The organism is Streptomyces sp. SudanB5_2050 (assembly GCF_964272335.1).
Lineage (GTDB): Bacteria > Actinomycetota > Actinomycetes > Streptomycetales > Streptomycetaceae > Streptomyces > Streptomyces rochei.
The window spans coordinates 3,908,628-3,933,714 of sequence record NZ_OZ186760.1; the positions used below are offsets into that span (position 1 = coordinate 3,908,628).

General features: G+C 69.2%; 23 protein-coding genes and 1 pseudogene. 13 read left to right on the top strand and 11 right to left on the bottom strand.

All coding sequences use genetic code 11. The annotated features are described in order from the left end of the window. Window positions 1–35: 35 nt before the first annotated feature. From ACFZP7_RS17425 to ACFZP7_RS17435, 3 genes are all read left to right on the top strand, one after another. Window positions 36–941, top strand: a complete 906-nt coding sequence (locus ACFZP7_RS17425; protein ID WP_385634756.1) for a LysR family transcriptional regulator — start codon at window positions 36–38, stop codon at window positions 939–941. Window positions 942–1,006: 65 nt separating this feature from the next. Continuing rightward, on the top strand, window positions 1,007–1,489 hold the full coding sequence (locus tag ACFZP7_RS17430) for an NUDIX domain-containing protein (RefSeq protein ID WP_019324673.1): 483 nt from the start codon (window positions 1,007–1,009) through the stop codon (window positions 1,487–1,489). A gap of 88 nt (window positions 1,490–1,577) precedes the next feature. Next, window positions 1,578–2,444 (top strand): GNAT family N-acetyltransferase, encoded by an 867-nt coding sequence (locus tag ACFZP7_RS17435; protein WP_385634757.1) that lies wholly within the window; start codon window positions 1,578–1,580, stop codon window positions 2,442–2,444. Window positions 2,445–2,525: 81 nt separating this feature from the next. Here the strand turns inward: ACFZP7_RS17435 and ACFZP7_RS17440 are convergent, their stop codons facing one another. Both ACFZP7_RS17440 and ACFZP7_RS17445 read right to left on the bottom strand, forming a co-directional pair. Continuing rightward, window positions 2,526–2,945 carry a heme-binding protein gene (locus ACFZP7_RS17440; protein WP_062131345.1) on the bottom strand — a complete coding sequence of 140 codons (420 nt, stop codon included), beginning with the start codon at window positions 2,943–2,945 and terminating at the stop codon, window positions 2,526–2,528. A gap of 113 nt (window positions 2,946–3,058) precedes the next feature. Then, a complete protein-coding gene (locus tag ACFZP7_RS17445) occupies window positions 3,059–4,270 on the bottom strand; it encodes an MFS transporter (protein ID WP_385634758.1) in 1,212 nt (403 codons plus the stop codon). A gap of 139 nt (window positions 4,271–4,409) precedes the next feature. On the opposite strand from ACFZP7_RS17445, the gene ACFZP7_RS17450 reads away from it, so the two are divergent. Then, window positions 4,410–4,874 (top strand): MarR family winged helix-turn-helix transcriptional regulator, encoded by a 465-nt coding sequence (locus ACFZP7_RS17450; protein WP_019324677.1) that lies wholly within the window; start codon window positions 4,410–4,412, stop codon window positions 4,872–4,874. A 23-nt stretch (window positions 4,875–4,897) separates the two neighbouring features. Further along, entirely contained in the window at window positions 4,898–5,350 is a 453-nt protein-coding gene (locus ACFZP7_RS17455) for a GNAT family N-acetyltransferase (protein WP_019324678.1), read from the top strand. Between the two features lie 60 nt (window positions 5,351–5,410). Here ACFZP7_RS17455 and ACFZP7_RS17460 read toward each other — a convergent pair whose 3' ends face one another. After that, on the bottom strand, window positions 5,411–6,796 hold the full coding sequence (locus ACFZP7_RS17460) for a serine hydrolase domain-containing protein (RefSeq protein WP_385634759.1): 1,386 nt from the start codon (window positions 6,794–6,796) through the stop codon (window positions 5,411–5,413). Window positions 6,797–6,858: 62 nt separating this feature from the next. Next, a complete protein-coding gene (gene dnaB / locus ACFZP7_RS17465; RefSeq protein WP_029393057.1) occupies window positions 6,859–8,337 on the bottom strand; it encodes a replicative DNA helicase in 1,479 nt (492 codons plus the stop codon). Window positions 8,338–8,796: 459 nt separating this feature from the next. Here dnaB and ACFZP7_RS17470 point away from each other — a divergent pair, with 459 nt between their 5' ends. Next, window positions 8,797–10,134: an MATE family efflux transporter gene (locus ACFZP7_RS17470; RefSeq protein ID WP_030971421.1), complete on the top strand. Its 1,338-nt coding sequence runs from the start codon at window positions 8,797–8,799 to the stop codon at window positions 10,132–10,134. A 130-nt stretch (window positions 10,135–10,264) separates the two neighbouring features. On the opposite strand, the gene rplI is transcribed toward ACFZP7_RS17470, so the two are convergent. From rplI to rpsF, 4 genes are all read right to left on the bottom strand, one after another. Next, window positions 10,265–10,711 carry a 50S ribosomal protein L9 gene (gene rplI, locus ACFZP7_RS17475; protein ID WP_003975023.1) on the bottom strand — a complete coding sequence of 149 codons (447 nt, stop codon included), beginning with the start codon at window positions 10,709–10,711 and terminating at the stop codon, window positions 10,265–10,267. An 18-nt stretch (window positions 10,712–10,729) separates the two neighbouring features. Beyond that, window positions 10,730–10,966: a 30S ribosomal protein S18 gene (rpsR, locus tag ACFZP7_RS17480; protein ID WP_003949403.1), complete on the bottom strand. Its 237-nt coding sequence runs from the start codon at window positions 10,964–10,966 to the stop codon at window positions 10,730–10,732. Between the two features lie 40 nt (window positions 10,967–11,006). Then, complete coding sequence (locus ACFZP7_RS17485; protein ID WP_030971419.1) at window positions 11,007–11,597, bottom strand: single-stranded DNA-binding protein; 591 nt, start codon at window positions 11,595–11,597, stop codon at window positions 11,007–11,009. A gap of 77 nt (window positions 11,598–11,674) precedes the next feature. Then, window positions 11,675–11,965 carry a 30S ribosomal protein S6 gene (rpsF, locus tag ACFZP7_RS17490; protein ID WP_019324683.1) on the bottom strand — a complete coding sequence of 97 codons (291 nt, stop codon included), beginning with the start codon at window positions 11,963–11,965 and terminating at the stop codon, window positions 11,675–11,677. 275 nt (window positions 11,966–12,240) lie between these two features. Here rpsF and ACFZP7_RS17495 point away from each other — a divergent pair, with 275 nt between their 5' ends. The 3 genes from ACFZP7_RS17495 (at window position 12,241) to ACFZP7_RS17505 (ending at window position 14,895) form a co-directional block, all read left to right on the top strand. Beyond that, the gene (locus ACFZP7_RS17495; protein ID WP_019324684.1) at window positions 12,241–12,546 is read left to right on the top strand and encodes a hypothetical protein; all 306 of its coding nucleotides are present in this window, start codon (window positions 12,241–12,243) and stop codon (window positions 12,544–12,546) included. Window positions 12,547–12,682: 136 nt separating this feature from the next. Next, window positions 12,683–13,804: a peptidoglycan bridge formation glycyltransferase FemX gene (gene femX / locus ACFZP7_RS17500; RefSeq protein WP_019324685.1), complete on the top strand. Its 1,122-nt coding sequence runs from the start codon at window positions 12,683–12,685 to the stop codon at window positions 13,802–13,804. Window positions 13,805–13,863: 59 nt separating this feature from the next. Then, window positions 13,864–14,895: an alanine racemase gene (locus ACFZP7_RS17505; protein ID WP_019324686.1), complete on the top strand. Its 1,032-nt coding sequence runs from the start codon at window positions 13,864–13,866 to the stop codon at window positions 14,893–14,895. Window positions 14,896–14,968: 73 nt separating this feature from the next. Here the strand turns inward: ACFZP7_RS17505 and ACFZP7_RS17510 are convergent, their stop codons facing one another. Both ACFZP7_RS17510 and ACFZP7_RS17515 read right to left on the bottom strand, forming a co-directional pair. Further along, window positions 14,969–16,489 carry a glycosyltransferase family 87 protein gene (locus ACFZP7_RS17510; protein ID WP_385634760.1) on the bottom strand — a complete coding sequence of 507 codons (1,521 nt, stop codon included), beginning with the start codon at window positions 16,487–16,489 and terminating at the stop codon, window positions 14,969–14,971. 121 nt (window positions 16,490–16,610) lie between these two features. Further along, the gene (locus tag ACFZP7_RS17515; RefSeq protein WP_385634761.1) at window positions 16,611–19,301 is read right to left on the bottom strand and encodes a transglycosylase domain-containing protein; all 2,691 of its coding nucleotides are present in this window, start codon (window positions 19,299–19,301) and stop codon (window positions 16,611–16,613) included. A 352-nt stretch (window positions 19,302–19,653) separates the two neighbouring features. On the opposite strand from ACFZP7_RS17515, the gene ACFZP7_RS17520 reads away from it, so the two are divergent. The 4 genes from ACFZP7_RS17520 (at window position 19,654) to ACFZP7_RS17535 (ending at window position 23,413) form a co-directional block, all read left to right on the top strand. Next, window positions 19,654–20,331, top strand: a complete 678-nt coding sequence (locus ACFZP7_RS17520; protein ID WP_019324689.1) for a PadR family transcriptional regulator — start codon at window positions 19,654–19,656, stop codon at window positions 20,329–20,331. Window positions 20,332–20,375: 44 nt separating this feature from the next. Beyond that, window positions 20,376–21,458, top strand: coding sequence for an inositol-3-phosphate synthase (locus ACFZP7_RS17525; RefSeq protein ID WP_019324690.1), 1,083 nt, complete (start codon window positions 20,376–20,378; stop codon window positions 21,456–21,458). A gap of 78 nt (window positions 21,459–21,536) precedes the next feature. Next, entirely contained in the window at window positions 21,537–22,796 is a 1,260-nt protein-coding gene (locus tag ACFZP7_RS17530) for an MFS transporter (RefSeq protein WP_385634762.1), read from the top strand. A 122-nt stretch (window positions 22,797–22,918) separates the two neighbouring features. Further along, window positions 22,919–23,413, top strand: coding sequence for a hypothetical protein (locus ACFZP7_RS17535; protein ID WP_062131315.1), 495 nt, complete (start codon window positions 22,919–22,921; stop codon window positions 23,411–23,413). Window positions 23,414–23,491: 78 nt separating this feature from the next. Here ACFZP7_RS17535 and ACFZP7_RS17540 read toward each other — a convergent pair. Beyond that, window positions 23,492–24,936: pseudogene (locus ACFZP7_RS17540) on the bottom strand (CCA tRNA nucleotidyltransferase). Window positions 24,937–25,087 lie beyond the last annotated feature (151 nt).

Here is a 25,087-nt window from a genome sequence, read left to right on the forward strand (position 1 = left end):
GGGGGGTCGCCGGAGAACAGAAGAGGGGGGCTCTGGTGGATCTGGCCTTGCTTCGCACGTTCGTGACCGTGCACCGGGCCGGTTCCTTCACGCGCGCCGCGGCCCTGCTCGGCCTCTCCCAGCCGGCGGTCACCTCTCAGATCCGCACCTTGGAGCGGCAGCTCGGGCGCCCTTTGTTCCTCCGCCAGGCCCGCGGTGTGACCCCGACGACCATCGGCGACGAACTCGCCCACAAGGCCGCCCCGCATCTCGACGCGCTGGTCGAGATCACCGAGACCGGGCTGGACGACGGCTCCTCGCTGCGCACCCTGCATCTGGCCGGGCCTCCGGAGTTCACCGCCGAGCGGGCGCTGCCCGCGCTCACGAGGCTCACCGGTGAGGACGGGCAGGGCTTCGCCCTGCGCGCCTCGTTCGGGACCGCCGAGGAGACGCTGGAGGGCCTGGCGGCCGGGCATCACGATCTGGCCATCGGGACGGCCCGGCCGCGCGGCGCACTGCTCACGGCGACCCCGCTCTGCGACGAGGAGCACATCCTGGTCGCCGCGCCCCACTGGGCGGAGGGGACCGGCGCCGTACGGCCCCACCGCACCGGCGCACCCGACCTGGAGCACATCCCCGTGGTCGAGGTGCACGAGTCGCTGCCCTTCGTCGCCCGTTACTGGGCGACCGTCTTCGACGCCCGCCCGGCGGCCTCGGGCACGGTCGTGGCCTCCGACCTGCGCGCGGTGCTCGCCTGCACCGTCGCGGGCGCCGGGCTCGCCGTGCTGCCCCGGTATCTGTGCGCCGAGGCGCTGGCGCGGGGCGAAGTCGTCGCCCTTCACGACCCCGCGGTGCCACCGCTGCGGACGTACTTCCTGGTGGTCCGCACCGGCACGCTGGCGATGCCGCACATCGCCCGAGCCCACGAATGGCTGCTGCGCGCGGCCGCGGACTGGGGCTGAGCGCCCCTTGGAACACCTGGCACCCGTGATGTTTCACGTGGAACCAGCCGGGCCACATTTCTCCCATGACCGTCCGACCCGTGGTCAAGCGCACCGCCCGCGCCGTTCTCCTGGACGGTGCCCACCTGATCCTGATCAAGCGCACCAAGCCGGGTGTCGATCCTTACTGGGTCACGCCCGGAGGCGGGGTCGAGCCGGACGATGCCACCGTCGTGGACGCCCTGCACCGCGAGGTGTACGAGGAACTCGGCGCCAAGATCACTGATGTGGTCCCCTGCTTCGTGGACACGGTGGAGCACATCGGTGAGGACGGCGGGGCCACCGGCGTGAAGGTGCAGCACTTCTTCGTCTGCCGCCTGGAGTCCATGGACCCGTCCCTGCGGCACGGCCCCGAAGTCGAGGAACCCGCCGGTGAGTACGAGATCGTCCGGGTGCCCTTCACTCGCGTCGGGATCGCCTCGGTCCACCTCGTGCCGCTCTCCCTGCGGCACTATCTGGACGGCAACATCGAGGGCGTGCGAGCGATGCACGCACCCGACCTGGGCTGACCCGGCCGTCGCCCGCGGTGGCCAAAAGCTCGCGCGTTCCGCGGAAAGCGGTGGACGCCGGGGGCCGGCGTCGGACAGCCTGACCTGCGTGTCGACACCTTCCCTCGCCTCGCTGCCGATCCGCCGTCTGACGCTCCGCGACCTCACCGCCTGCGCCGACCTGTCCGAGGACCGTGGGTGGCCTCGTGAGGAGCACAAGTGGGGCTTCCTCCTCACCGCCGGAAAGGGCTACGGCATCGACGACCCCGACGGCGGACTCGTCACCGCGTGCACCGTCACGGAGTACGGACCGCACGGCCGTCCCTCCCTCGCCGCCATCGGCATGGTGCTGGTCGCCGAGCGACACGCCCGCCGGGGTGTGGGACGCCGGCTGATGCGCCACATCGTCGGTGCGCTGGGTCCCACTCCGCTCACCCTGCACGCCACCCCGTACGGCCAGCCCCTCTACGAGGAGCTGGGGTTCAAGACCACCGGCCGGGCCGAGATGGTGCGCGGTCGTTTCGTCCCCGACGGGCGGGAGCCCGCGGTCGCCACCCGCCCGGCCACGGCGGAGGACCTCACCGCGATCCTCCGGCTCGACGAGGAGGTGTTCGGCACCGACCGCACCCACGTCATCACACGGCTGCCCGCGTTCGCCGATCAGCTCCGGGTCGCCGAGGAAGGCGGGGAGATCATCGGGTACGCCGCTGCCTGGCCCAACATGGACACCCATGTCGTGGGCCCTCTCATCGCCCGTGACACCACGACGGCCAAGGCGCTCGTCGCCTCCCTGGCCGACCGCACCGACCGGCCGCTCCGCACGGACATCGACGTACGGCACGAGGAGCTGCTGGCCTGGGTGCGGGAGCGTGGGCTGTCCTCCGTCGCCACCAACGCGGTCATGACGTACGGCACCACGGAGCTGCCGGGCGACTGGCAGCGGCGGTTCGCTCCGCTGACGGTGGCAGCGGGCTGACCCGTCCCGTACGTCGCGACACGCGTGAGGCCGGTTCCCGGTGACGTCCCGGGGAACCGGCCTCGTGTGCGCGGGCTGCCGTCAGCCGAGCTTCTCCACGGCGGTCGTGGCGAAGGCGTGGTCCTGCTCGGGCGCGCCGCCACCGACCCCGATCGCGCCGATCAGCCGGCCGTCGCGGTGTACGGGCACGCCGCCCGCGATGAACAGCAACGGCCGGTCGAGCGCGGTGGGCAGGGTGTGGAAAAGCCCTCCAGGCTGCACGGCGTCGACGAGGTCGGCGGTGGGGGCGTCCAGCTGGAGCGCCGTGTAGGCCTTGCGGGTGCTGGTCTCCCCGGAGATCAGCACCGCCCGGTCGTCGCGCCGGAAGGCCAGCAGGTGGCCGCCGGCGTCCAGGACGGTGACGCTGACCGCGACCCCGGCGGCCTCGGCGGCACGGTGGGCGGTGGTGACGAGGGCTTCGGCGTCCTGGACGGTCAGGGGGGCGACAGCGGTGGTGGTCATGAGGGGTTCTCCTTGGCTGGTGCTGAGCTGGTGCGATGCCTCGGTGAGGTCGAGGCGGGATCGACCGCAGGGGCACGGGGACGGCCCTGGCCCCGGCCCGGCGGCCGGGTCGTTCAGTGGTGGACGGTGGTGGTCGGCCGTTCGACGGGCAGGGAGCCCGCGACGGTCCTGCTCGCGGCGGTCTCGCGCCGTTCGAGGGCGGCCGAGAGGAAGGCGAGAACCAGAGCGGCGGCGGCGAGCACGGCACCGACCCAGTTCGGGGCGGTGTAGCCGAAGCCGGCGCCGATGACGACGCCCCCGAGCCAGGCGGCGAGCGCGTTGCCGAGGTTGAAGGCGCCGATGTTCACGGCCGACGCCAGCGTCGGGGCGCCGTGGGCGTGGTCCAGGACCCGCTTCTGCAGCGGCGGGACGGTGGCGAAACCGAGGGCGCCGATCAGGAAGACGGTCACGGCCGAGGCGATCTTGTCGTGCGCGGTGAGCGTGAAGAGCGCGAGGACGACGGCGAGGGCGCCCAGGGAGACGTACAGCATGGGCATCAGAGCCCGGTCGGCGAACTTGCCGCCCACCAGGTTGCCGCCGACCATACCGAGGCCGAAGAGGACCAGCAGCCAGGTGACCGAACCGTCGGCGAATCCCGCGACGTGGGTCATCATCGGCGCGATGTAGGTGATGGCCGCGAAGACACCGCCGAAGCCGAGAACGGTCATGGCCATCGCGAGCAGCACCTGGACGTTCTTGAACGCGGCCAGTTCGTGGCGCAGCCGCACGCCCTCCGCCTTGGGGAGGTCGGGGACCAGCTTGGCGACACCGGCCAGGCCGACGACACCGATCGCGGCGACGACGGCGAAGGTGACGCGCCAGCCGACGGACTGCCCGACGAGCGTGCCCAGGGGCACACCGACGACGTTGGCGACGGTCAGGCCCGTGAACATCATCGCGATCGCTCCGGCCCGCTTGTGCGGGGCGACCAGATCGGCCGCGACGACCGAGCCGATGCCGAAGAAGGCTCCGTGCGCCAGGGAGGCGACGACGCGGCCGGCCAGCATGACGGCGAAGGCGGGTGCCAGGGCGGAGAGCAGGTTGCCGACGATGAAGAGGCCCATCAGCAGCATCAGCATCCGCTTGCGCGGGACCTTGGTGCCGAGAACGGTCATCAGTGGGGCGCCGAACATCACGCCGAGGGCGTACCCGGTCACCAGGAAGCCGGCGGTGGGGATGGAGACCCCGTAGTCGTTCGCGACCTCGGGCAGCAAGCCCATGATCACGAATTCGGTGGTTCCGATACCGAAGGCCCCGATCGCGAGGGCCAGAAGCGCGAGAGGCATGGAGGGGGACACCTTCCCAGACGATTGCAGGAGCGCTTTGCGTGCGTTCACAATAGTTGCATGCGCGGGCTAATTGCAACCGGGGGCAATTGCGGCCTTGGTCTACCCTGGTGTCAGCCGCTCCGGGACGGAGGAACACATGACAGCGACGGATCCCGCGCTCACCGCCCTCTCCCAGGGCTGGTGCGCCCTCTCCCTGCTGCACGGGAGGATCGAGGCCCACATCGAGCGGGCCCTGCAGGCCGGCCACGATCTGAGCGTGCGCGAGTACTCCCTGCTCGACGTGCTCAGCCGCCAGCACGACGGCGACGGCGGGCATCTGCAGATGAAGCAGGTCGCGGACGCCGTCGTCCTCAGCCAGAGCGCCACCACGCGCCTGGTCACCCGCCTCGAGGACCGGGGGCTGCTCGAGCGGTACCTGTGCCCCACCGACCGCCGCGGCATCTACACCAACGTCACCGCGGCCGGCCTCAAGCTGCTGGACGAGGCCCGGCCCACCAATGAGGCCGCCCTGCGCGAGGCCCTCGACGAAGCCGCCGCCAATCCTGACCTGGCTCCGCTGGTCCGGGTCGTCGAGACCCTCAAGACGCCGGTGCCCGCGTGAACCTCCCTGCATAGGGTGCGGCCATGACAGATCTTGAGATACGGCCCCTCACGGAGAACGACCTCCCCGCGGTGGTCGCGATGCTCGCCGACGATCCTCTGGGAGCCCAGCGCGAGTCCCCGGACGATCTGAGTCCATACCTGGCCGCCTTGGAACGGCTCAGCGGTGACCCGAACCAGCACCTCGTCGTCGCCGTCCGCGGCAGCCGTGTGGTCGGCACCCTCCAACTGACGATCGTGCCCGGACTGTCCCGGCGCGGAGCCGTCCGGTCGATCATCGAAGGGGTGCGCATCCACGCCGACGAGCGCGGCAGTGGTCTGGGCACCCAGCTCATCGAGTGGGCGGTCGACGAGTCACGTCGACAGGGATGCCACCTGGTGCAGCTCACCTCCGACAAGACACGCAGCGATGCTCACCGCTTCTACGAGCGTCTTGGCTTCTCTGCCTCGCACACGGGCTTCAAGCTTCAACTGTGAGGAGACACCGGGCCCTGTTTCACGTGAAACAGGGCCCGGTTCCCCGGCTGGACGAGAGACCTAGCCGATCCCGCGCCATCCCTGCGGGTCCACCCCGCCCGGCACGGGAGCGCCCTCGTCGTACGGCTGTCGTGTGAACACGAAGGACCCCAGGTCCAGATGGCTCACGGCTCCGTCCGGGCGCCGCACGGCTTGCAGCAGTTCCCCGGCGTAGTAGCCCTCCAACCCGGTCCATGTGCCGTCGCCGTTCGCCCGGAACCGCGAGCGGCGACCGGCACCGGACAGCGGCTCCAGCGAAACCCCTTGGTCGGCCGTCAGCCGCAGCGCGAAGGCGTGGGTGCCCCAGTACCACTGACCGGTCAGCTCCAGGCAGGAGGGATCGGCCTCCGTCAGCGGAGTCCACGGCGCGGGGATTCTGGGTTCCGCCTCGGCGACGATCCGGACGAGGTCGGCGCCGACGCCCGCCAGCAGCGGACCGGACGTGCAGTTGGCCAGCACTACGGCGGCGACGTCGTCCTCCACGCTGATCGTGAGGTTGGCCAGGAAACCGGGCAGCGATCCGGAGTGACCCACGAGCAGCCGGCCGTCCCGGTGCTGGATCTGCAGCCCCAGCCCGTACGCCGATCCGTCGGCGATGTCCGCTGCCTCCATGGCCGCCGCCGGCGCCCGCATCTCCCGTACGGACGCGGCACTCAGCACCCTGTCGTCCCCCTGCGTCAGGAAGACGGCGAACCGGGCCAGGTCCCCCGTGGTGGACCAGAGCTGACCGGCCGGGGCCATCCGCCCGAGGTCCTCGATCGGCTCGGGCAGCATCACGTCGGCCCAGGGGTGCACCGCCCAGCCGCCGGCGTGCGGTGACCGCGGTTGCCCGGACGTACGGTCCAGGCCCAGCGGGTCCAGCACCTCCTGCCGCAGCACGTCCTCCCAGGCCGCGCCGCGCACCTTCTCGACCAGCGCCCCGAGCACGGTGTAGCCGGGGTTCGAGTAGTGGTGGCGACGCCCCACCGGGTGGAGGAGCGGCTGCTTGCCCAGCACGTCGGCCAGCTCGGGCCGCAGCGACCCCGGCGTCCGCTCCCACCACGGCGCGGGCGACTCCGCGGCCAGACCGCCGGAGTGGGCCAACAACTCGGCGATGGTGGCCTCCCCCGCCCCCGTACCCGGCAGGTGCTTCTCCAGCGGGTCGCCGAGGTCGATCGCGCCCTCGTCGCGCAGCCGGAGCACCAGCACGGCGGTGAACGTCTTGGTGATCGAGCCGATCCGGTACTGCACGTGCTCGTCCGGTCCGTGACCCTCCACCGAGGTCCGCGCACCGTGCCAGACGGCCCGGCCGTCACGCACGACCGCCGCGACGAGCGACGGCGCCCGTCCTTCCGTCTGGGCCACGGCGATCCGGTGCAGCAGGGCCCGGCGCGTGGCGGGGAGCAGCGTTTCCTGAGATGTCGTCATGCCCCCAGTCCAGCGGCCGACGCTCCCCGCGTCGAGCTGATTTCCCCCGGCCGCCGCGGGGATCAGGTCTGGGCCATGTCCACGAAACGTGAGTAGTGGCCCTGGAAGGCGACCGTGATCGTCGCCGTCGGACCGTTACGGTGCTTCGCCACGATCAGGTCGGCTTCGCCGGCCCGCGGCGACTCCTTCTCGTAGGCGTCCTCACGGTGAAGCAGGATGACCATGTCGGCGTCCTGCTCGATGGAACCGGACTCACGCAGGTCGGAGACCATCGGCTTCTTGTCGGTGCGCTGCTCGGGTCCACGGTTCAGCTGGGAGAGCGCGATGACCGGGATCTCCAGCTCCTTGGCCAGGAGCTTGAGGTTCCGGGACATGTCCGAGACCTCTTGCTGACGGCTCTCGGCGCGCTTGGATCCACCGGACTGCATCAGCTGGAGGTAGTCGATGACGACCAGCTTGAGGTCGTTGCGCTGCTTGAGCCGACGGCACTTGGCGCGGATCTCCATCATCGACAGGTTCGGCGAGTCGTCGATGTAGAGCGGGGCGGCCGACACATCGGGCATCCGGCGGGCCAGACGGGTCCAATCGTCGTCCGTCATGGTGCCGGAGCGCATGTGGTGAAGGGCGACGCGGGCCTCGGCGGACAGCAGACGCATCGCGATCTCGTTGCGCCCCATCTCGAGCGAGAAGATCACGCTCGGCAGGTTGTTCTTGATCGACGCGGCCCGTGCGAAGTCCAGCGCCAGGGTCGACTTTCCCATCGCGGGACGCGCGGCGATGACGATCATCTGGCCCGGGTGCAGACCGTTGGTCAGGGAGTCGAAGTCCGTGAAGCCCGTCGGTACGCCGGTCATCTCGCCGCTGCGCGAGCCGATCGCCTCGATCTCGTCGAGCGCGCCCTCCATGATGTCGCCGAGGGGCAGGTAGTCCTCGCTGGTGCGCTGCTCGGTGACGGCGTAGATCTCGGCCTGGGCACGGTTGACGATCTCGTCGACATCGTCGTCGGCCGCGTATCCCATCTGGGTGATCCGGGTACCGGCCTCGACCAGGCGGCGCAGCACGGCACGCTCGTGCACGATCTCCGCGTAGTACGCGGCGTTCGCCGCCGTCGGTACGGTCTGGACGAGAGTGTGCAGGTACGAGGCGCCGCCGACCTTGTTGATCTCACCGCGTTTGGTGAGTTCGGCCGCGATCGTGATGGGGTCGGCGGGCTCGCCCTTGGCGTAGACGTCGAGGATGGCCTGGTAGACCGTCTCGTGAGCCGGCTTGTAGAAGTCGTGGCCTTTGAGGATCTCGACGACGTCGGCGATGGCGTCCTTGGACAGGAGCATGCCACCGAGCACGGACTGTTCGGCGTCCAGGTCCTGCGGCGGCACCCGCTCGAACGACGGCCCGCCGCCGTCCCACCCACCGCTGTCCGGACCGCGCTCGTGCTGCTCGTCGCGGCCGCGTCCACTGTCACCGCGACGGCGGGAAGCGGGCAGACGATCGCTGGGACCGCTGTCGGCCCACGGGTCGTCCAAGGGCTCGGAAATGCTCACCGAGCCACCTCCTCCCGTCCGCCGAGCGGACCTCGCCGTGCCTCTCATTTCTACGGCACGACACTGACAAATAAGACGCCCAACTCCGGTTCTGGCGCGTCGGTTTTGTGAGGGTTCACAAGCCGGCGGACGGAGCAGGCGCCGGACAACCGTAGGCCCGCGGGCACCGTCAGCCAATCTGGTTATCCACAGGCCATGTGGACGACGGGCCAGATGCTGTGGAGAACTCGCCGAAACCTGTGCACGACCCGGTGGACAGCCCTGTGAACAAGCCCTCGCGTCGATCCAAGAAACCGCTCTGATCTGCTCTTTTGTCGTCCACGCCCTGTGCAGAAGAAAAACTTTTCCGGTCGGGCCAAGATCACTTCGAACTGTGTCCGGACGTGCGCGCGACGAGAGGGTAAGTAAGGGTCTCAAAAGCTTTGCATGTCTTACCTGTGGACGATTAGATTGGTGCTCATGACACAGGCACCCGAGCGCTCCCGAACCGCCCGGCGCCGGCACGACCGAGAGATCATCGCGTTGGCCGTGCCGGCCTTCGGCGCGCTCGTCGCCGAACCCCTCTTCGTGCTCGCCGACAGTGCGATCGTCGGCCACCTCGGCACCGCACAACTCGCCGGACTCGGCATCGCCTCCGCCCTGCTGACCACGGCCGTCAGCGTCTTCGTCTTCCTCGCCTACGCCACCACGGCGGCAGTCTCCCGCCGTGTCGGCGCGGGCGACCTGCAGTCCGCCATCCGACAGGGCATGGACGGTATCTGGCTGGCACTGCTGCTCGGCGCCGCGGTCATCGCCGTCGTCCTGCCCACCGCACCCTGGCTCGTGGATCTCTTCGGCGCCTCCGACACGGCGGCCCCGTACGCCATCACCTATCTGCGGATCTCCGCCCTCGGCATCCCCGCCATGCTCGTGGTGCTGGCCGCCACCGGTGTCCTGCGCGGGCTGCAGAACACCCGGACCCCGCTCTATGTGGCCGTAGCCGGATTCATGGCCAACGCCGTCCTCAACGTCGTGCTCGTCTACGGTGCCGACCTGGGAATCGCCGGCTCCGCGTGGGGCACGGTCATCGCCCAGTGCGGTATGGCGGCGGTCTACCTCTGGGTGGTGGTCCGCGGCGCGCACCGGCACGGAGCCTCCCTGCGTCCCGACATCGCCGGGATCAGGGCCTCCGCTCAGGCCGGGGTGCCGTTGCTCGTGCGTACCCTCTCCCTGCGGGCGATCCTGATGATCGCCACGGCCGTCGCGGCTCGCCTCGGCGACGCGGACATCGCGGCCCACCAGATCATCCTGTCGCTGTGGAGCCTGCTCGCCTTCGCTCTCGACGCCATCGCGATCGCGGGACAGGCCATCATCGGGCGCTACCTGGGAGCGGGTGACGCCCAGGGCGCCCGCGATGCCTGCCGACGGATGGTCGAGTGGGGTGTCGCGGTCGGCCTGGCGCTCGGACTGCTGGTGGTGCTGTCCCGTCCCGCGTTCCTGCCCCTTTTCACGGGCGACGCGGCGGTCAAGGACGCCGCCCTGCCCGCGCTGGTGATCGTGGCCGTCTCCCAACCGATCTGCGGAGTGGTGTACGTCCTGGACGGTGTCCTGATGGGCGCCGGAGACGGCCCCTACCTCGCCTGGGCCATGCTGCTCACCCTGGCGGTCTTCACTCCTGCGGCCCTGCTCGTTCCGGCCCTCGGCGGTGGGCTCACCGCGTTGTGGGCCGCCATGACGCTCATGATGGCGATGCGCCTGGTCACCCTCTGGCTGCGGACCCGCTCGGGCCGCTGGGTCGTCACAGGTGCGACGCGCTGAGCGTTTCCTTGTGCGGCAGCGACCGTTTCACGTGAAACATGGCTGCCTGTGAAACGCGCCCGAACAAAGATGGGGCCGCACCCCCGACCGGGGGTGCGGCCCCATCTCATCGCGTCAGCGTGAGCGAAGCTCAGGCAGCGACGACCTCGATGCTGACCTTGGCGTCAACCTCGGGGTGCAGACGCACGGACGTCTCGTGAGCGCCCAGGGTCTTGATCGGCGAGCCCAGCTCGATGCGGCGCTTGTCGACCTCGGGACCACCGGCGGCCTTGATCGCCGAAGCGACGTCGGCCGGGGTGACGGAACCGAAGAGACGACCGGCGTCGCCGGAGCGGACGGCCAGACGGACCTTCACACCCTCGAGCTGGGCCTTGACCTGGTTGGCCTGCTCGATGGTCTGGATCTCGTGGATCTTGCGAGCACGACGGATCTGCTCGACGTCCTTCTCGCCACCCTTGGTCCAGCGGATGGCGAACTTCCGCGGGATCAGGTAGTTGCGAGCGTAACCGTCCTTGACGTCGACGACGTCGCCCGCGGCACCGAGGCCGGAGACCTCGTGGGTGAGGATGATCTTCATGAGTCGGTCACCCTTCCCTTATCGCGCGGTGGAGGTGTAGGGCAGCAGCGCCATCTCACGGCTGTTCTTCACGGCCGTGGCGACGTCACGCTGGTGCTGGGTGCAGTTGCCGGTCACGCGGCGGGCACGGATCTTGCCGCGGTCGGAAATGAACTTCCGCAGCATGTTCGTGTCCTTGTAGTCCACGTACGTGACCTTGTCCTTGCAGAACGCGCAGACCTTCTTCTTCGGCTTGCGCACAGGCGGCTTAGCCATGATGTTTCTCCTGTGTGATCAAGAAGTGTGGGTGGAGCCCCTAGAAGGGGGGCTCGTCCGAGTAGCCGCCACCGCCGCCGGAGCCACCGCCCCAGCCGCCGCCACCCTGGCCGCCGCCCTGCGGGCCGCCGGCGGGAGCGCCGGTCGCCCAGGGGTCGTCGGCCGGAGCGCCGCCGCCCTGCTGGCCGCCGCCGGGGCCGCCGCCCCAGCCGCCGCCACCCTGGCCGCCACCGCCGCCGTAACCGCCCTGGCCGCCCCGGCCCTGGCCGGAGGTCTTGGTGACCTTGGCCGTGGCGTTGCGCAGGCTGGCGCCGACCTCGTCGACGTCCAGCTCATAGACCGTGCGCTTGACGCCCTCGCGGTCCTCGTAGGACCGCTGCTTCAGCCGGCCCTGCACGATGACGCGCATGCCTCGCTGGAGCGACTCGGCGACGTTCTCCGCCGCCTGGCGCCAGACCGAGCAGGTCAGGAAGAGGCTCTCGCCGTCCTTCCACTCGTTGGTCTGGCGGTCGAAGGTGCGGGGGGTCGACGCGACACGGAACTTCGCGACGGCCGCACCGGACGGGGTGAAGCGCAGCTCGGGGTCGTCGACAAGATTGCCGACGACCGTGATGACGGTCTCGCCTGCCATGGGGGAACCTCTCGGCGGGTTTGCTCTGGCTGCTTGGTTGCTGCTACTCGGATCCCGGGATCAGCTGAGCCGAGGGCTCAGTGGGTCTCGGGACGGAGGACCTTGGTCCGGAGGACCGACTCGTTCAGGTTCATCTGGCGGTCGAGCTCCTTGACGACCGCAGGCTCGGCCTGCAGGTCGATGACCGAGTAGATGCCCTCGGGCTTCTTCTTGATCTCGTACGAGAGACGACGACGGCCCCAGGTGTCGACCTTCTCGACCTTTCCGCCGCCGTCACGGACGACGGAGAGGAAGTTCTCGATCAGCGGGGAGACAGAGCGCTCCTCGAGATCGGGGTCGAGGATGACCATCACCTCGTAGTGACGCATGTGGAACCCACCTCCTTTGGACTCAGCGGCCACGGTCGTTCCGTGGCAGGAGGGTTGCGATGCGTTGGCACCGGCATCAACGAGTAAACCAGTACCCACTGACAATCGGGCTTCCTCCGAGGAGGCGCCCGGCCGTGGACGGCAGAAGACACCAGTGCAGAAGGTACAGAGTACCCGCCCACCCGCCTGCGGTTGAAATCCGGCGGTGAGGGGACACAATCGGTACTCAGCGGATGTGAGGGCGAAAACACACTGCCTTCGGCAGGAGGTTCCCCATGGCACAGATCATGCGACCCGCCAAGCCCCGGACCGGCCTGCTGGCCACCGACGGCAAACCGCACCCCCTCCAGGACACCCTGCTGGCCGTGGGCCTGGTCCTGGCCGTGCTCGCCCTGGCCACCGCGAGCTTCCGCGGGCTCCACGTCCTGACCTCCTGGGCAGGACTGCTGGGCGTCCTGACCGCGGGGTACGGGCAGCTCATCTCGGTGACGACGCGTGAGCGCTTCGGCCTGGTCCTGGCACTGGGAGGCTCCGCGCTCGGTCTGTTCTTCGGCATCAACCACGGTGGCTTCTTCGGCTGAGCCCGTCTCGGCCCGTCCACCGAAGACCCTCCGACACCCGTACGCCGGACGGGGCGCTCACAGGGCGCAGTAGGCTTCGCGCGAGAGCCGGAGCCCCTGTACCCATGGGGACACACCAGCCCGAGGAGCGCCCCGAATGAGCCTGACCCTGAGGACCATCAGCCGCGAGCAGCATCTGGCGTACATCCAGAGCCTTCCGGCGGCGAGTCACATGCAGGTCCCGGCCTGGGCAGACGTGAAGGCGGAATGGCGCTCGGAGAACCTCGGCTGGTTCGACGACCGGACCGGTCAGCTGGTCGGTGTCGGCCTGGTCCTCTACCGGCAGCTCCCCAAGATCAAGCGCTACCTCGCCTACCTCCCCGAGGGACCGGTCATCAACTGGTACGCGCCGAACCTCCAGGAGTGGATGGAGCCGATGCTGGCGCACCTGAAGCAGCAGGGCGCCTTCTCGGTGAAGATGGGACCGCCGGTGATCATCCGGCGCTGGGACGCGGCCTCCATCAAGAAGGGCATCCAGGACCCGGACGTCAAGCGCCTGCGTGACATAGAGGCCGACCACATCGAGCCCCGCGCGTTCGAGGTGGCCGACAAGCTGCGCCGCATGGGCTGGCAGCAGGGCGAGGACGGCGGCGCCGGCTTCGGCGACGTCCAGCCCCGCTACGTCTTCCAGGTGCCGCTGGCCAACCGCTCCCTGGAAGAGGTCCACAAGAACTTCAACCAGCTGTGGCGCCGCAACATCAAGAAGGCCGAGAAGGCCGGTGTCGAGGTGGTCCAGGGCGGCTACCACGACCTCGAGGAATGGCAGCGCCTGTACGAGATCACGGCCGTGCGCGACCGCTTCCGGCCGCGTCCGCTGTCGTACTTCCAGCGCATGTGGGCGGCCCTCAACAACGAGGACCCCAACCGCATGCGGTTGTACTTCGCCCGGCACAACGGGGTGAACCTGTCGGCGGCGACCATGCTGGTCGTCGGCGGGCACGTCTGGTACTCCTACGGCGCCTCCGACAACATCGGCCGCGAGGTCCGCCCGTCGAACGCCATGCAGTGGGCGATGCTCCGCGACGCCTACGCGCTCGGCGCCACCGTCTACGACCTGCGCGGCATCTCCGACTCGCTCGACGAGAGCGACCACCTCTTCGGCCTGATCCAGTTCAAGGTCGGCACGGGCGGGCAGGCGGCCGAGTACCTCGGTGAGTGGGACTTCCCGCTGAACAAGCTGCTCCACAAGGCGCTCGACATCTACATGTCGCGCCGCTGATCCACCGCACATCCCCACCCGCACCTCTGACAGCCACGAGAAAGGTTCCAGGTCCGGCCATGGCGCTCACCCTCTACGTCGACACCGCGCGCTGGCGGGCGCACCACAAGCACGTGCAGGAGCAGTTCCCCGGGCTGGTCCCGGTCTGCAAGGGCAACGGCTACGGCTTCGGGCACGAGCGGCTGGCGGAGGAGGCCACGCGGCTGGGCTCGGACGTACTGGCCGTGGGCACCACGTACGAGGCAGCCCGGATCAAGGACTTCTTCGGCGGCGATCTGCTGGTGCTCACGCCCTACCGGCGGGGCGAGGAGCCGGTGCCGCTGCCCGACCGGGTCGTGCGCTCGGTGTCGTCCGTGGACGGCGTGTACGGCCTCGTGGGCGCACGTGTGGTCATCGAGGTGATGTCCTCGATGAAGCGGCACGGCATCAGCGAGCAGGACCTGCCGCAGCTGCACGCCGCCATAGAGAACGTCCGGCTGGAGGGTTTCGCCATCCACCTGCCCCTGGACCGCACCGACGGCTCGGACGCCGTCGAGGAGGTCATCGGCTGGATGGACCGGCTGCGTGCGGCGCGGCTCCCGCTGCACACGATGTTCGTCAGCCACCTCAAGGCGGACGAGCTGGCGCGCCTCCAGCAGCAGTTCCCGCAGACCCGCTTCCGGGCCCGGATCGGCACCCGGCTGTGGCTGGGGGACCACGAGGCCACCGAGTACCGGGGCGCCGTCCTCGACGTCACGCGCGTCGCCAAGGGGGAGCGCTTCGGCTACCGGCAGCAGAAGGCGGCCTCCGACGGATTCCTGGTGGTCGTGGCGGGCGGTACCTCGCACGGCGTGGGCCTGGAGGCTCCGAAGGCGCTGCACGGCGTCATGCCGCGGGCCAAGGGCGTCGCCCGGGCCGGCCTGGCGACGGTCAACCGGAATCTCTCGCCGTTCGTCTGGGGCGGCAAGCAGCGCTGGTTCGCGGAGCCGCCGCACATGCAGGTCTCCATCCTGTTCGTTCCCTCGGACGCGCCCGAGCCGACGGTCGGCGACGAACTGGTGGCCCACCTGCGCCACACCACCACGCAGTTCGACCGCATCCTCGACCGCTAGCGGGAAGAGCGAAAAGGCCGTGCACGGGGGCTCCCGTGCACGGCCTTTTAGCGTCCTGCCCGTCCGTCGGCGGTTACTCGTTCGCCGAGAGCGAACCGCCCGTCTGTCGGCCCGCGCCCCATCGCACCAGCGGCCCCTCGAAGTGGGCCGAGTGCTGTCCGGTTCGAGCCGCGGGGCCCAGGACGAACACGTCCCGCGCGCCGTCGAGCACCCCTCCGGAGGGGTCGTCGTCGCCGGTCTGGCGGACCGGGTCCCGGTCCGGCATCAGGATGTCCCGCACGACCATCACGCACAGGAACAGCGTGCCCAGCAGATGCACGCCGATGGCCCAGTGGTAGCCGTCCGTCGGCAGCCCCTTGTGGGCGTCGCCGCTGGTCGTGTAGGCGAGGTACATCCAGATGCCGAGGAAGTACGCGACCTCGCACGCCTGCCAGATCAGGAAGTCACGCCACTTCGGCCGGGCCAGCACGGCCAACGGCACCAGCCAGAGCACGTACTGCGGTGAGTAGACCTTGTTGGTGAGGATGAAGGCCGCGATGATCAGGAAGGCGAGCTGGGCGAACCGCGGCCGGCGCGGTGCGATGAGGGTGAGTGCGGCGATGGCGCCGCAGCACAGCAGCATCAGCAGCGTGGCGAGGGTGTTGACGGTCTCCGTGCTGGGCGGGTTGTCGGTGTTGTGGACCAGGATCAGCCAGAAGGACCCGAAGTCGACGCCCCGTTCCTGGCTGAAGGTGTAGAACTTCGACCAGCCGTCGAAGGCGAAGAGCATCACCGGCAGATTCACCACCAGCCAGGCGACCGCCGCGCCTCCCAGCGCCTTCCCGAACTCTCGCCATCTGCCGGCCCGCCAGCACAGCACCAGCAGTGGTCCCAGGATCAGGAAGGGATAGAGCTTGGCCGCCGTGGCCAGGCCCAGGAGGACGCCGAAGGCCACCGGACGCATCCGCGACCACATCAGGACGGCGGCGGACGTCAGGGCGACCGCCAGCAGGTCCCAGTTGATGGTGGCGGTCAACGCGAAGGCGGGGGCGAGGGCGACCAGGAGGCCGTCCCAGGGGCGCCGCGCATGGGTGCGGGTCACACAGACGGCGATGACGACCGCGCACACCATGAGCATCCCGGCATTGACCATCCAGTACCACTGCTCCTGGTGCTGGATGCTGCCGCTGCCGGTCGTGAGCCAGGACGCGACCTCCATGAACACACCGGTCAGCACCGGGTATTCGAGGTACTCCATGTCACCGGGGAGCTTGTCGAAGTACGGCACCAGGTCATCGACGAACCCCCGCCCCTGGTACAGGTGCGGGATGTCCGAGTAGCACGCGTGCGTGTACTGGGAACTGGCGCCGAAGAACCAGGCGCCGTTGTAGCAGGGCGCCTTCTGGACCAGGCCGAGGGCGAACATGCCGATCGCCACGAGCGCGATCACCCGCACAGGCGTCCACCAGGACGTCCCGAGGAGGGCCCGGCGGCCGAGGGGACCGCCGATCAGCTCACTACCGGCTGCGGCGACCGCATCCTCCCTGGTCGGCCACACCGAATCCGGCTCGCGCACGCTCGCTGGCGTCGATTCTGCACTGGGCATGGGGCACATCCTGCCGTACGCGTCTGGGAAAAGGCCGGGGCCGCCGCACCCTCGCGGGTGCGGCGGCCCCTGTTTCACGTGAAACATGCGGGTGTTTCACGTGAAACGCCCATGCGGTGCTTTTCTGCGCCTAGCCGTTCGGCCCGGCGAAGAGTCCGCCGTTCTGATTGCCTCTGCTGTCGTCCTCTTCACCTCCTGTAGGACTGGACGAGGGCGAGGGGGACGGACTGGTCTCCGAGCCACCCGAATCGTTCCCGGCACTGTCATTGCCACCGTTGTTCCCGTTGTCGCAATTCCAATCCCAGACGCCACAGGTGTCACTCGGTGAGGGCGAGGGACTGGTGGTCTCGCTCTGGCTCGGCGACGGAGACGGCGACGGGCTCGTCTCTTCCTCGCTCTGAGAGGGCGAGGGAGACGGACTCGGCGGCGGGGCGTCGTTGACGACCTCTCCGATGGGCTCCGGCTTCGGGAACTTCAGCGGCTTGGTGCCCTTCAGCGCGTCCTCCATGTAGTCCTTCCAGATGATGGAGGGGAACGAGGCACCGTGGATCTGCTTCTGGCCGCCCGTTCCGTACATCTCCAGGAACGTGCGGTTCTTGATGGTCTCGTCGTCCGGGTAACGGAACATGCTGATGGCGGTCGACAGCTGCGGGGTGTAGCCGACGAACCACGCGGACTTGTTTCCGTCGGTGGTACCGGTCTTGCCGGCCACCTCACGACCGGGCAGCTGGGCGTTCGTACCCGTACCGTCCTCGACGACGGTCTTCAGAACGTCGGTCACGTTGTCCGCGACCTGCGCGGTGAAGGCCTGCTTGGTCTCGACCTTGTGCGTGTAGATCGTGCCGTCCTTGCTCGTCACCTTGGTGACCGAGAAGGGATCACGCTGCTTGCCGCTGTCCGCGAAGGTGGCGTACGAGCCCGCCATGCGGATCGCGCTGGGGTCGGAGATACCGAGGGAGAAGGACGGGTAGGACGTACCCGCCAGGCTGTCCTTGAGAAGTCCGGAGTCGACAGCCGCCTCCTCGACCTTGTCGAGGCCGACATCCATGCCGAGCTGCACGTAGGCCGAGTTGACCGACTCCCGCATGGCCTCCCTGAGGTCGATCATGTAGTCGGGCGCCTCACCGACCGACAGCTCGCCGTCATTCTCCTGGAGCCACTGCTCGCCCTTCTCGTTCTTCCAGACCGTCCCGTCGTATTCCTTGACCTTGAAGTCGTTCTCGCCGCTGTAGAGGCTCCGCGGGGAGACGACGGTTCGTTCGTCCTGCGCCTGGGTCGGGGGGCCTTCGGGGTCCCGCACGCCCCACTTCATCGCCGCCGCGAGCACATAGGGCTTGAACGTCGAACCGACCTGGGCACCGGTCACGTCCGCGTTGTTGGTGAAGTGCTTGGTCGCGTCCTCACCGCCGTAGATGGCCCGGATGGCCCCGGTCTCGGGGTCGACGGAGGCCCCGCCGAACTGGACGTGGGTGTCCTTCTCAGGCCGCTTCTCGGGGTCGATGTTCTCCTTGTAGACCTTCTGGACCGCCTTCTCGAGGTCCTCGACCTTCTTCTTGTCGAAGGTCGTGTAGATCGAGTAGCCGCCCTTCTCCAGCTGCTGCTCCGTGACCACGCCGTTCTTGACCACGGAGGACTTGGCGAGCCTGACGAGATAGCCGATCTGGCCGCCCAGCTGCGAGTTCGACTGCGGGTTCTTGACCTCGGGGAGGTCGGGGTACTTCGCCCGCTCCTCCTGGCTCAGATGCCCGTACTCAACCATCTTGTCGAGCGTGTCCTGCATCTGCCGCTGAGCCCGCCCGCGGTTGGCCTCCGGAGTCGCGGCCGGGTCGATCGCGGTCGCTCCCGCGGGGTCGTAGTAGGTGGCGCCCTTGAGGGTCGCCGCCAGGAAGGCGCACTGGCCGGGATTGAGGTCGACCGCGTCCACGTTGAAGTAGGCACGGGCCGCCGCCTGGATACCGTAGGCGCCGCGGCCGTAGTACGCCGAGTTCAGGTAGCCCTCGAGGATGGTGTCCTTCGGCTCCTCGGCGCCGACCTTGATCGAGACGAAGATCTCCTTGACCTTGCGGGAGATGGTCTGCGACTGGTCGTTCAGCATCGCGTTCTTCACGTACTGCTGGGTGATGGTGGAGCCACCCTGCGTGTCGCCGCCCTTGGCCATGTTGAACACGGCCCGGGCGATGCCCTTGGGATCGATGCCGCTGTCGGAGTAGAAGGTCTTGTTCTCCTGGGAGATGACGGCGTTGCGCATCGCCTCGGGAATCTGCGGGAGACTCACGATCTGGCGGTTCCGTTCACCGCCCGTGGCGACCATCTGCGAGCCGTCGGCCCAGTAGTAGACGTTGTTCTGCGCCGTGGCTGTCTTGGCCAGGTCGGGAACCTGCACCATGGCGTAGGCGAGCCCCGCGGCGGCCACCCCGGCGCCGAAGAAGCCGATGCACAGCCCGGCGACGAGCTTCCAGGAGGGCATCCAGCGGCGCCACCCGTCCTTGTCGTGGCGCGGGTAGTCGATCAACCGCTTCTTGCCGCTCGCGGCCGCCCGGCCCCGCCCGGGGCCCGCGCCGCCGGGAGCGGCCCGCCGGCCACCTCGACCGGGCTCGGCCGCTCTGCGTCGGCCGCCTCCGCTCCGCTGTGCCGCGCGCCGGGCCTCGGCACGGCTGCCGTACGGACGCTCCTCGCCGTCCTGACCGTACGAGCCGGACGGAGACCCTGTGGCGCCCCGCGGTGCCGCGCGGCGGCCGGAGGACGAGCCGGACTGGCCGCGTCGGGCCGCGGCACGTCCGCCTCCCTGCGGCTGCGGCGGTTTGCGACGGTGCTCGCTCATCGAACGACTACTCCTCGGGCAGGCGCACCTTTGCGCGCCTGGTAAAGGCGGCTGGTTTCCGGTCCCCCCGAAGTACGGATGCGGTCCCTTCCGCATTCACCCGTACTGCACCAGGGACAGGGACGCCCCCAGGCGTCACTCGGTTCCCGGTGGTCTGCATGGCGCACAGACTACGCACCGTCAAAACCCCCGAGCCCCGAAGTTCATCTCAAATCAGGCAACTTGCTCGTGATGAAACCCTGATGTGATCCCGTTCACCGATCCCCCTCTTGTCGCGCACGGAAGCTCGTTCTATCGTGCTGATGTATCGAGTCGATACATCAGCGCGGCATAAGGGCGAGAGGAGGCGACGATGAGCCGGCGTTCCGGCATCCTCGAGTTCGCCGTACTCGGCCTGCTCCGCGAATCCCCGATGCACGGCTATGAGCTGCGCAAACGACTCAACACATCACTGGGTGTGTTCCGGGCGTTCAGCTACGGGACGCTCTACCCCTGCCTCAAGACGCTGGTCGCCAACGGCTGGTTGATCGAGGAGCCGGGGAACGTCGGCGAGGCCGCGGCCTCCCTCACGGGGCGGCGCGCCAAGATCGTCTACCGGTTGACGGCCGACGGCAAGGAACACTTCGAGCAGCTCCTGTCACAGACGGGCCCGGACGCGTACGAGGACGAGACCTTCGCCGCTCGCTTCGCGTTCTTCGGCCAGACGTCGCGTGACGTGCGCATGCGCGTTCTCGAGGGCCGGCGCAGCCGGCTGGAGGAGCGCCTGGAGAAGATGCGGGCCTCCTTGGCCCGCACCCGGGAGCGACTCGACGACTACACGCTCGAGCTCCAGCGCCACGGAATGGAGTCCGTGGAGCGCGAGGTGCGCTGGCTGAACGAGCTCATCGAGAGCGAGCGGGCGGGGCGGGACCTGAGGGGTTCCGCCGCGGAGGGGACCGCTCAACAGGACACGACATCTGGAGCGACGGGCGGCCTGCCCCGGCCCGGGGACGACCCCCGGCCGGATACGCCCGGCGACACCGCCACGTGAGCGCCCAGTCAGGGCCTCACTCGTACACACAGGGAGCAACCGGAATGGGTTCGGTTCGCGTAGCCATCGTCGGTGTGGGCAACTGCGCCGCATCGCTGGTGCAGGGCGTCGAGTACTACAAGGACGCCGACCCGGCGTCCAAGGTCCCGGGCCTGATGCACGTCCAGTTCGGCGACTACCACGTCCGTGACATCGAGTTCGTCGCCGCCTTCGACGTGGACGCCAAGAAGGTCGGCCTGGACCTGGCGGACGCCATCGGCGCCTCCGAGAACAACACGATCAAGATCTGCGACGTGCCGAACAGCGGCGTCCAGGTCCAGCGCGGCCACACCCTCGACGGTCTCGGCAAGTACTACCGCGAGACCATCGAGGAGTCCGCCGAGGAGCCGGTCGACATCGTCCAGGTCCTCAAGGACAAGCAGGTCGACGTCCTCGTCTGCTACCTGCCCGTCGGCTCCGAGGACGCGGCGAAGTACTACGCCCAGTGCGCCATCGACGCCAAGGTCGCCTTCGTCAACGCCCTCCCGGTCTTCATCGCCGGCACCAAGGAGTGGGCGGACAAGTTCACCGAGGCGGGCGTCCCGATCGTCGGCGACGACATCAAGTCGCAGGTCGGCGCCACCATCACGCACCGCGTCATGGCGAAGCTGTTCGAGGACCGGGGTGTCATCCTGGACCGCACGATGCAGCTGAACGTCGGCGGCAACATGGACTTCAAGAACATGCTCGAGCGCGACCGCCTCGAGTCGAAGAAGATCTCCAAGACGCAGGCCGTCACCTCGCAGATCCCCGACCGGGACCTCGGCGAGAAGAACGTCCACATCGGCCCGTCCGACTACGTCGCGTGGCTCGACGACCGCAAGTGGGCCTACGTCCGCCTCGAGGGCCGCGCCTTCGGTGACGTCCCGCTGAACCTGGAGTACAAGCTCGAGGTCTGGGACTCCCCGAACTCCGCGGGTGTCATCATCGACGCCCTGCGCGCCGCGAAGATCGCCAAGGACCGCGGCATCGGCGGCCCGATCCTGTCGGCGTCGAGCTACTTCATGAAGTCCCCGCCGGTCCAGTACTTCGACGACGAGGCCCGCGCCAACGTCGAGAAGTTCATCGCCGGCGAGGTCGAGCGCTGACGAGCGCCGGCTCCGGCACGTCGGAGGTCCCCGGGTCGCGTGACCCGGGGACCTTTCCCGTATGTGAGGCTGTGCCCCATGGCCGTCGTCCGTGACCTGCGCGTCCTGCTGCGCCTGAAGGGCTTCCGGCGCCTGCTCGCCGTGCGCCTGCTCTCCCAGGGCGCCGACGGCGTCTATCAGGTCGCGCTCGCCACCTATGTCGTCTTCTCCCCGGAGAAGCAGACCTCGCCCGCCGCGATCGCCTCGGCCATGGCGGTCCTGCTCCTGCCCTACTCCCTGGTGGGCCCCTTCGCCGGCGCCCTCCTGGACCGCTGGCGCCGCCGGCAGGTCTTCCTCTACGGCAACCTGCTGCGCGCCGTACTGGCCTCGGCGACGGCCGTCCTGATGGTCGCCTCCGTGCCCGACTGGCTCTTCTACGTCTCCGCGCTCTGCGTCACCGCCGTCAACCGCTTCGTCCTCGCGGGCCTGTCCGCGGCGCTGCCGCGGGTGGTCGACGCCGAACGTCTGGTGATCGCCAACTCGCTCTCCCCGACCGCCGGCACCCTGGCCGCCACGGCGGGCGGCGGCCTCGCCTTCGTCGTGCGCCTGGTGGTGGCGGACTCCGACGCCGCCGTGGTGCTGCTCGGGGCCGCCCTGTACCTCTGCGGCGCCCTGGCGTCGCTCAGCATCGCCGTGGAGTTGCTGGGCCCCGACCGTACGCGGGCGCCGCGCCTGGCGTCGGCGCTCGCCGTCACCGCCCGCGATCTGGTGGCCGGGGTACGTCATCTCGCCGCGCCCGCGCGCCGGGAGGCCGCCTGGTCGCTCGCGGGCATGACGCTGATGCGGTTCTGCTACGGCGCCCTGCTGGTCATGCTGCTGATGCTGTGCCGGTACGCCCTGACCTCGGACACGGACGACGGGCTGGCCCTGCTCGGGCTCGCGCTGGGTGTCTCCGGCGCGGGATTCTTCGCTGCCGCCGTGATCACTCCCTGGGCCGCGGGGCGGCTCGGGCCCGGCCGCTGGATGGCCGTGTGCGCGGGTATCGCCACGGTGCTGGTGCCGGCGCTCGGCCTGCCGTTCGCCACCGCGCCCCTGCTCGTCGCGGCGTTCGTCCTCGGGCTGACGACCCAGGGGGCGAAGATCGCCACGGACACGGTGGTGCAGTCCTCGGTCGACGACGCCTTCCGTGGCCGGATCTTTTCCGTCTACGACGTCCTGTTCAACGTCGCCTTCGTCGGCGCCGCCGGGGTGGCCGCCCTGATGCTGCCCCCGGACGGCCGCTCGGTCACGCTGATCGTGACAGTCACCGTGATCTACGGAGCGGTTGCTGCGGCTATGACCCGCTTTGATCGCCAGTAAGTGTCACATCAGTGCCACGAAGCCCCACTGGGCTACGGAGATGTCAGTGGGGAGCGATAGCTTACGTGCGTCTTATTCGCGACATGTTCGCGACACGCACCTATCTCTTCAGGGGGAACCCAGTGACCACTCCGCCGCCCCAGGGCAACCCGTTCGCACAGGGCCAGCCGACCGCTCCGCAGCAGACGCAGGGCATGAACCCCTACGCGCAGGGCCAGCAGGGCTTCCCGCAGCAGGCCGGCCAGCCGGGTTTCCCCCCGCCCGGCGCGCCCGTGCCGCCGCCCTCCCGCTCCAACGGGTTCAAGAAGAAGCTGCTGAGCATCGTCGGCGTCATCGTGGTGGCGCTCGCGATCGGCGGGGTCAAGTGGTACCTGGGGCAGTCGGACGCCGAGACCACCGCGGTGGGCGACTGCATGCACAACGAGGGCACGCAGATCAGCCCGGACCTCAAGACCGTCGACTGCTCCTCGAGTGACGCCGAGTTCGAGGTGGTCGAGAAGTTCGACAACACCAGCGACGACAGCAAGTGCAAGGCGGTCAAGGAGGCGACGATCTCCTACTACCAGACGGGTAGCAGCAGCCACCGGGTGGTTCTCTGCCTCAAGGAAGTGAAGTAGGTCCGTCACCGGGCGCACAAACGGAAGAGGGGTCATGTTTCACGTGAAACATGACCCCTCTTCCGTTTCTTCGCATACTCACCGCTGCTGGGTGTCCCACCATTCCCTGAGTGCGGCCACCGCGGCGTCGTGCTCCATCGGCCCGTTCTCCAGGCGCAGCTCCAGCAGGTGCTTGTACGCCTGTCCCACGGCCGGCCCGGGTCGGATGCCGAGGATCTCCATGATCTGGTTGCCGTCCAGGTCCGGACGGATCGCGTCCAGCTCCTCCTGCTCCTGGAGCTGCGCGATCCGCTCCTCCAGTCCGTCGTAGGCACGCGAGAGCGCCGAGGCCTTGCGCTTGTTGCGGGTCGTGCAGTCCGAGCGGGTCAGTTTGTGCAGCCGGTCCAGCAGCGGACCGGCGTCCCGGACGTACCGGCGGACCGCGGAGTCCGTCCACTCGCCGGTGCCGTAACCGTGGAAGCGCAGGTGCAGCTCGACCAGGCGCGAGACGTCCTTCACCAGCTCGTTGGAGTACTTGAGCGCGGTCATGCGCTTCTTCGTCATCTTCGCCCCGACCACCTCGTGTGGTGGAACGAGACCCGGCCGTCCTTCTCGAAGCGACGCGTGCGGGGCTTGCCGATGTCGTGCAGCAGCGCGGCCAGCCGCAGGGTGAGGTCGGGTCCCTCCTCCTCCAGCGCCATCGCCTGCTCCAGGACGATCAGCGTGTGGTCGTAGACGTCCTTGTGCCGGTGGTGCTCGTCCCGCTCCAGTCGCAGGGCCGGCAGCTCGGGAAGGACGCGCTCGGCCAACCCGGTCTCCACCAGCAGGGACAGTCCCTTGCGCGGGTGGGGGGAGAGGATCAGTTTGTTCAGCTCGTCCCGGACCCGCTCGGCGGAGACGATGTCGATGCGCCCGGCCATGTCCGTCATGGCCTTCACGACCTCCGGCGCCACCTCGAAGTCGAGCTGCGCGGCGAAGCGGGCGGCCCGCATCATCCGGAGCGGATCGTCCGAGAAGGACTCCTCGGGCGTGCCGGGGGTGCGCAGGACACGGGCGGCGAGGTCGTCCAGGCCACCGTGCGGGTCGATGAACTTCTTCTCCGGCAGCGCGACGGCCATCGCGTTCACCGTGAAGTCCCGGCGGACCAGATCGTCCTCGATCGAGTCGCCGTACGACACCTCCGGCTTGCGCGAGGTGCGGTCGTACGCCTCCGACCGGTACGTGGTCACCTCGATCTGGTAACCGTCCTTCTGCGCGCCGACCGTGCCGAAGGCGATCCCCACCTCCCAGAGCGCGTCCGCCCAGGGCCGCACGATCTTCAGCACGTCCTGTGGGCGGGCGTCGGTCGTGAAGTCCAGATCGTTGCCGAGCCGGCCGAGCAACGCGTCCCGGACCGAGCCGCCGACCAGGGCGAGGGAGAACCCGGCCTCCTGGAAACGGCGGGCGAGCTCGTCGGCGACTGGCGCGACCCGCAGCAGCTCGCTGACCGCGCGGCGCTGCTCCTGGGCGGGGGCACTGAGGTTGGCTTCGTTGGCGTTCGGCACAACAGAACAGGGTACGTGGCTCGCGCGGACCGCCGCGCCCCCATGGAGCGCGCACCGAACCCCGCTCCTCAGCGCCCCTCCCTCCATACGCGCATATACAGGACGGCCGTGCTCCGCCGCCGATCTTGTGGCGTACGCCGCGGCACTTACC

What these genes read in the sequence shown, in the direction of transcription:
- ACFZP7_RS17430 (WP_019324673.1), top strand. Translation starts at nt 1,007, where the DNA reads ATGACCGTCCGACCCGTGGTCAAGCGCACCGCCCGCGCCGTTCTCCTG.
- ACFZP7_RS17440 (WP_062131345.1), bottom strand. Translation starts at nt 2,945, where the DNA reads ATGACCACCACCGCTGTCGCCCCCCTGACCGTCCAGGACGCCGAAGCC.
- ACFZP7_RS17445 (WP_385634758.1), bottom strand. Translation starts at nt 4,270, where the DNA reads ATGCCTCTCGCGCTTCTGGCCCTCGCGATCGGGGCCTTCGGTATCGGA.
- ACFZP7_RS17450 (WP_019324677.1), top strand. Translation starts at nt 4,410, where the DNA reads ATGACAGCGACGGATCCCGCGCTCACCGCCCTCTCCCAGGGCTGGTGC.
- ACFZP7_RS17455 (WP_019324678.1), top strand. Translation starts at nt 4,898, where the DNA reads ATGACAGATCTTGAGATACGGCCCCTCACGGAGAACGACCTCCCCGCG.
- ACFZP7_RS17460 (WP_385634759.1), bottom strand. Translation starts at nt 6,796, where the DNA reads ATGACGACATCTCAGGAAACGCTGCTCCCCGCCACGCGCCGGGCCCTG.
- ACFZP7_RS17470 (WP_030971421.1), top strand. Translation starts at nt 8,797, where the DNA reads ATGACACAGGCACCCGAGCGCTCCCGAACCGCCCGGCGCCGGCACGAC.
- rplI (WP_003975023.1), bottom strand. Translation starts at nt 10,711, where the DNA reads ATGAAGATCATCCTCACCCACGAGGTCTCCGGCCTCGGTGCCGCGGGC.
- rpsR (WP_003949403.1), bottom strand. Translation starts at nt 10,966, where the DNA reads ATGGCTAAGCCGCCTGTGCGCAAGCCGAAGAAGAAGGTCTGCGCGTTC.
- ACFZP7_RS17485 (WP_030971419.1), bottom strand. Translation starts at nt 11,597, where the DNA reads ATGGCAGGCGAGACCGTCATCACGGTCGTCGGCAATCTTGTCGACGAC.
- rpsF (WP_019324683.1), bottom strand. Translation starts at nt 11,965, where the DNA reads ATGCGTCACTACGAGGTGATGGTCATCCTCGACCCCGATCTCGAGGAG.
- ACFZP7_RS17495 (WP_019324684.1), top strand. Translation starts at nt 12,241, where the DNA reads ATGGCACAGATCATGCGACCCGCCAAGCCCCGGACCGGCCTGCTGGCC.
- femX (WP_019324685.1), top strand. Translation starts at nt 12,683, where the DNA reads ATGAGCCTGACCCTGAGGACCATCAGCCGCGAGCAGCATCTGGCGTAC.
- ACFZP7_RS17505 (WP_019324686.1), top strand. Translation starts at nt 13,864, where the DNA reads ATGGCGCTCACCCTCTACGTCGACACCGCGCGCTGGCGGGCGCACCAC.
- ACFZP7_RS17510 (WP_385634760.1), bottom strand. Translation starts at nt 16,489, where the DNA reads ATGTGCCCCATGCCCAGTGCAGAATCGACGCCAGCGAGCGTGCGCGAG.
- ACFZP7_RS17515 (WP_385634761.1), bottom strand. Translation starts at nt 19,301, where the DNA reads ATGAGCGAGCACCGTCGCAAACCGCCGCAGCCGCAGGGAGGCGGACGT.
- ACFZP7_RS17520 (WP_019324689.1), top strand. Translation starts at nt 19,654, where the DNA reads ATGAGCCGGCGTTCCGGCATCCTCGAGTTCGCCGTACTCGGCCTGCTC.
- ACFZP7_RS17525 (WP_019324690.1), top strand. Translation starts at nt 20,376, where the DNA reads ATGGGTTCGGTTCGCGTAGCCATCGTCGGTGTGGGCAACTGCGCCGCA.
- ACFZP7_RS17530 (WP_385634762.1), top strand. Translation starts at nt 21,537, where the DNA reads ATGGCCGTCGTCCGTGACCTGCGCGTCCTGCTGCGCCTGAAGGGCTTC.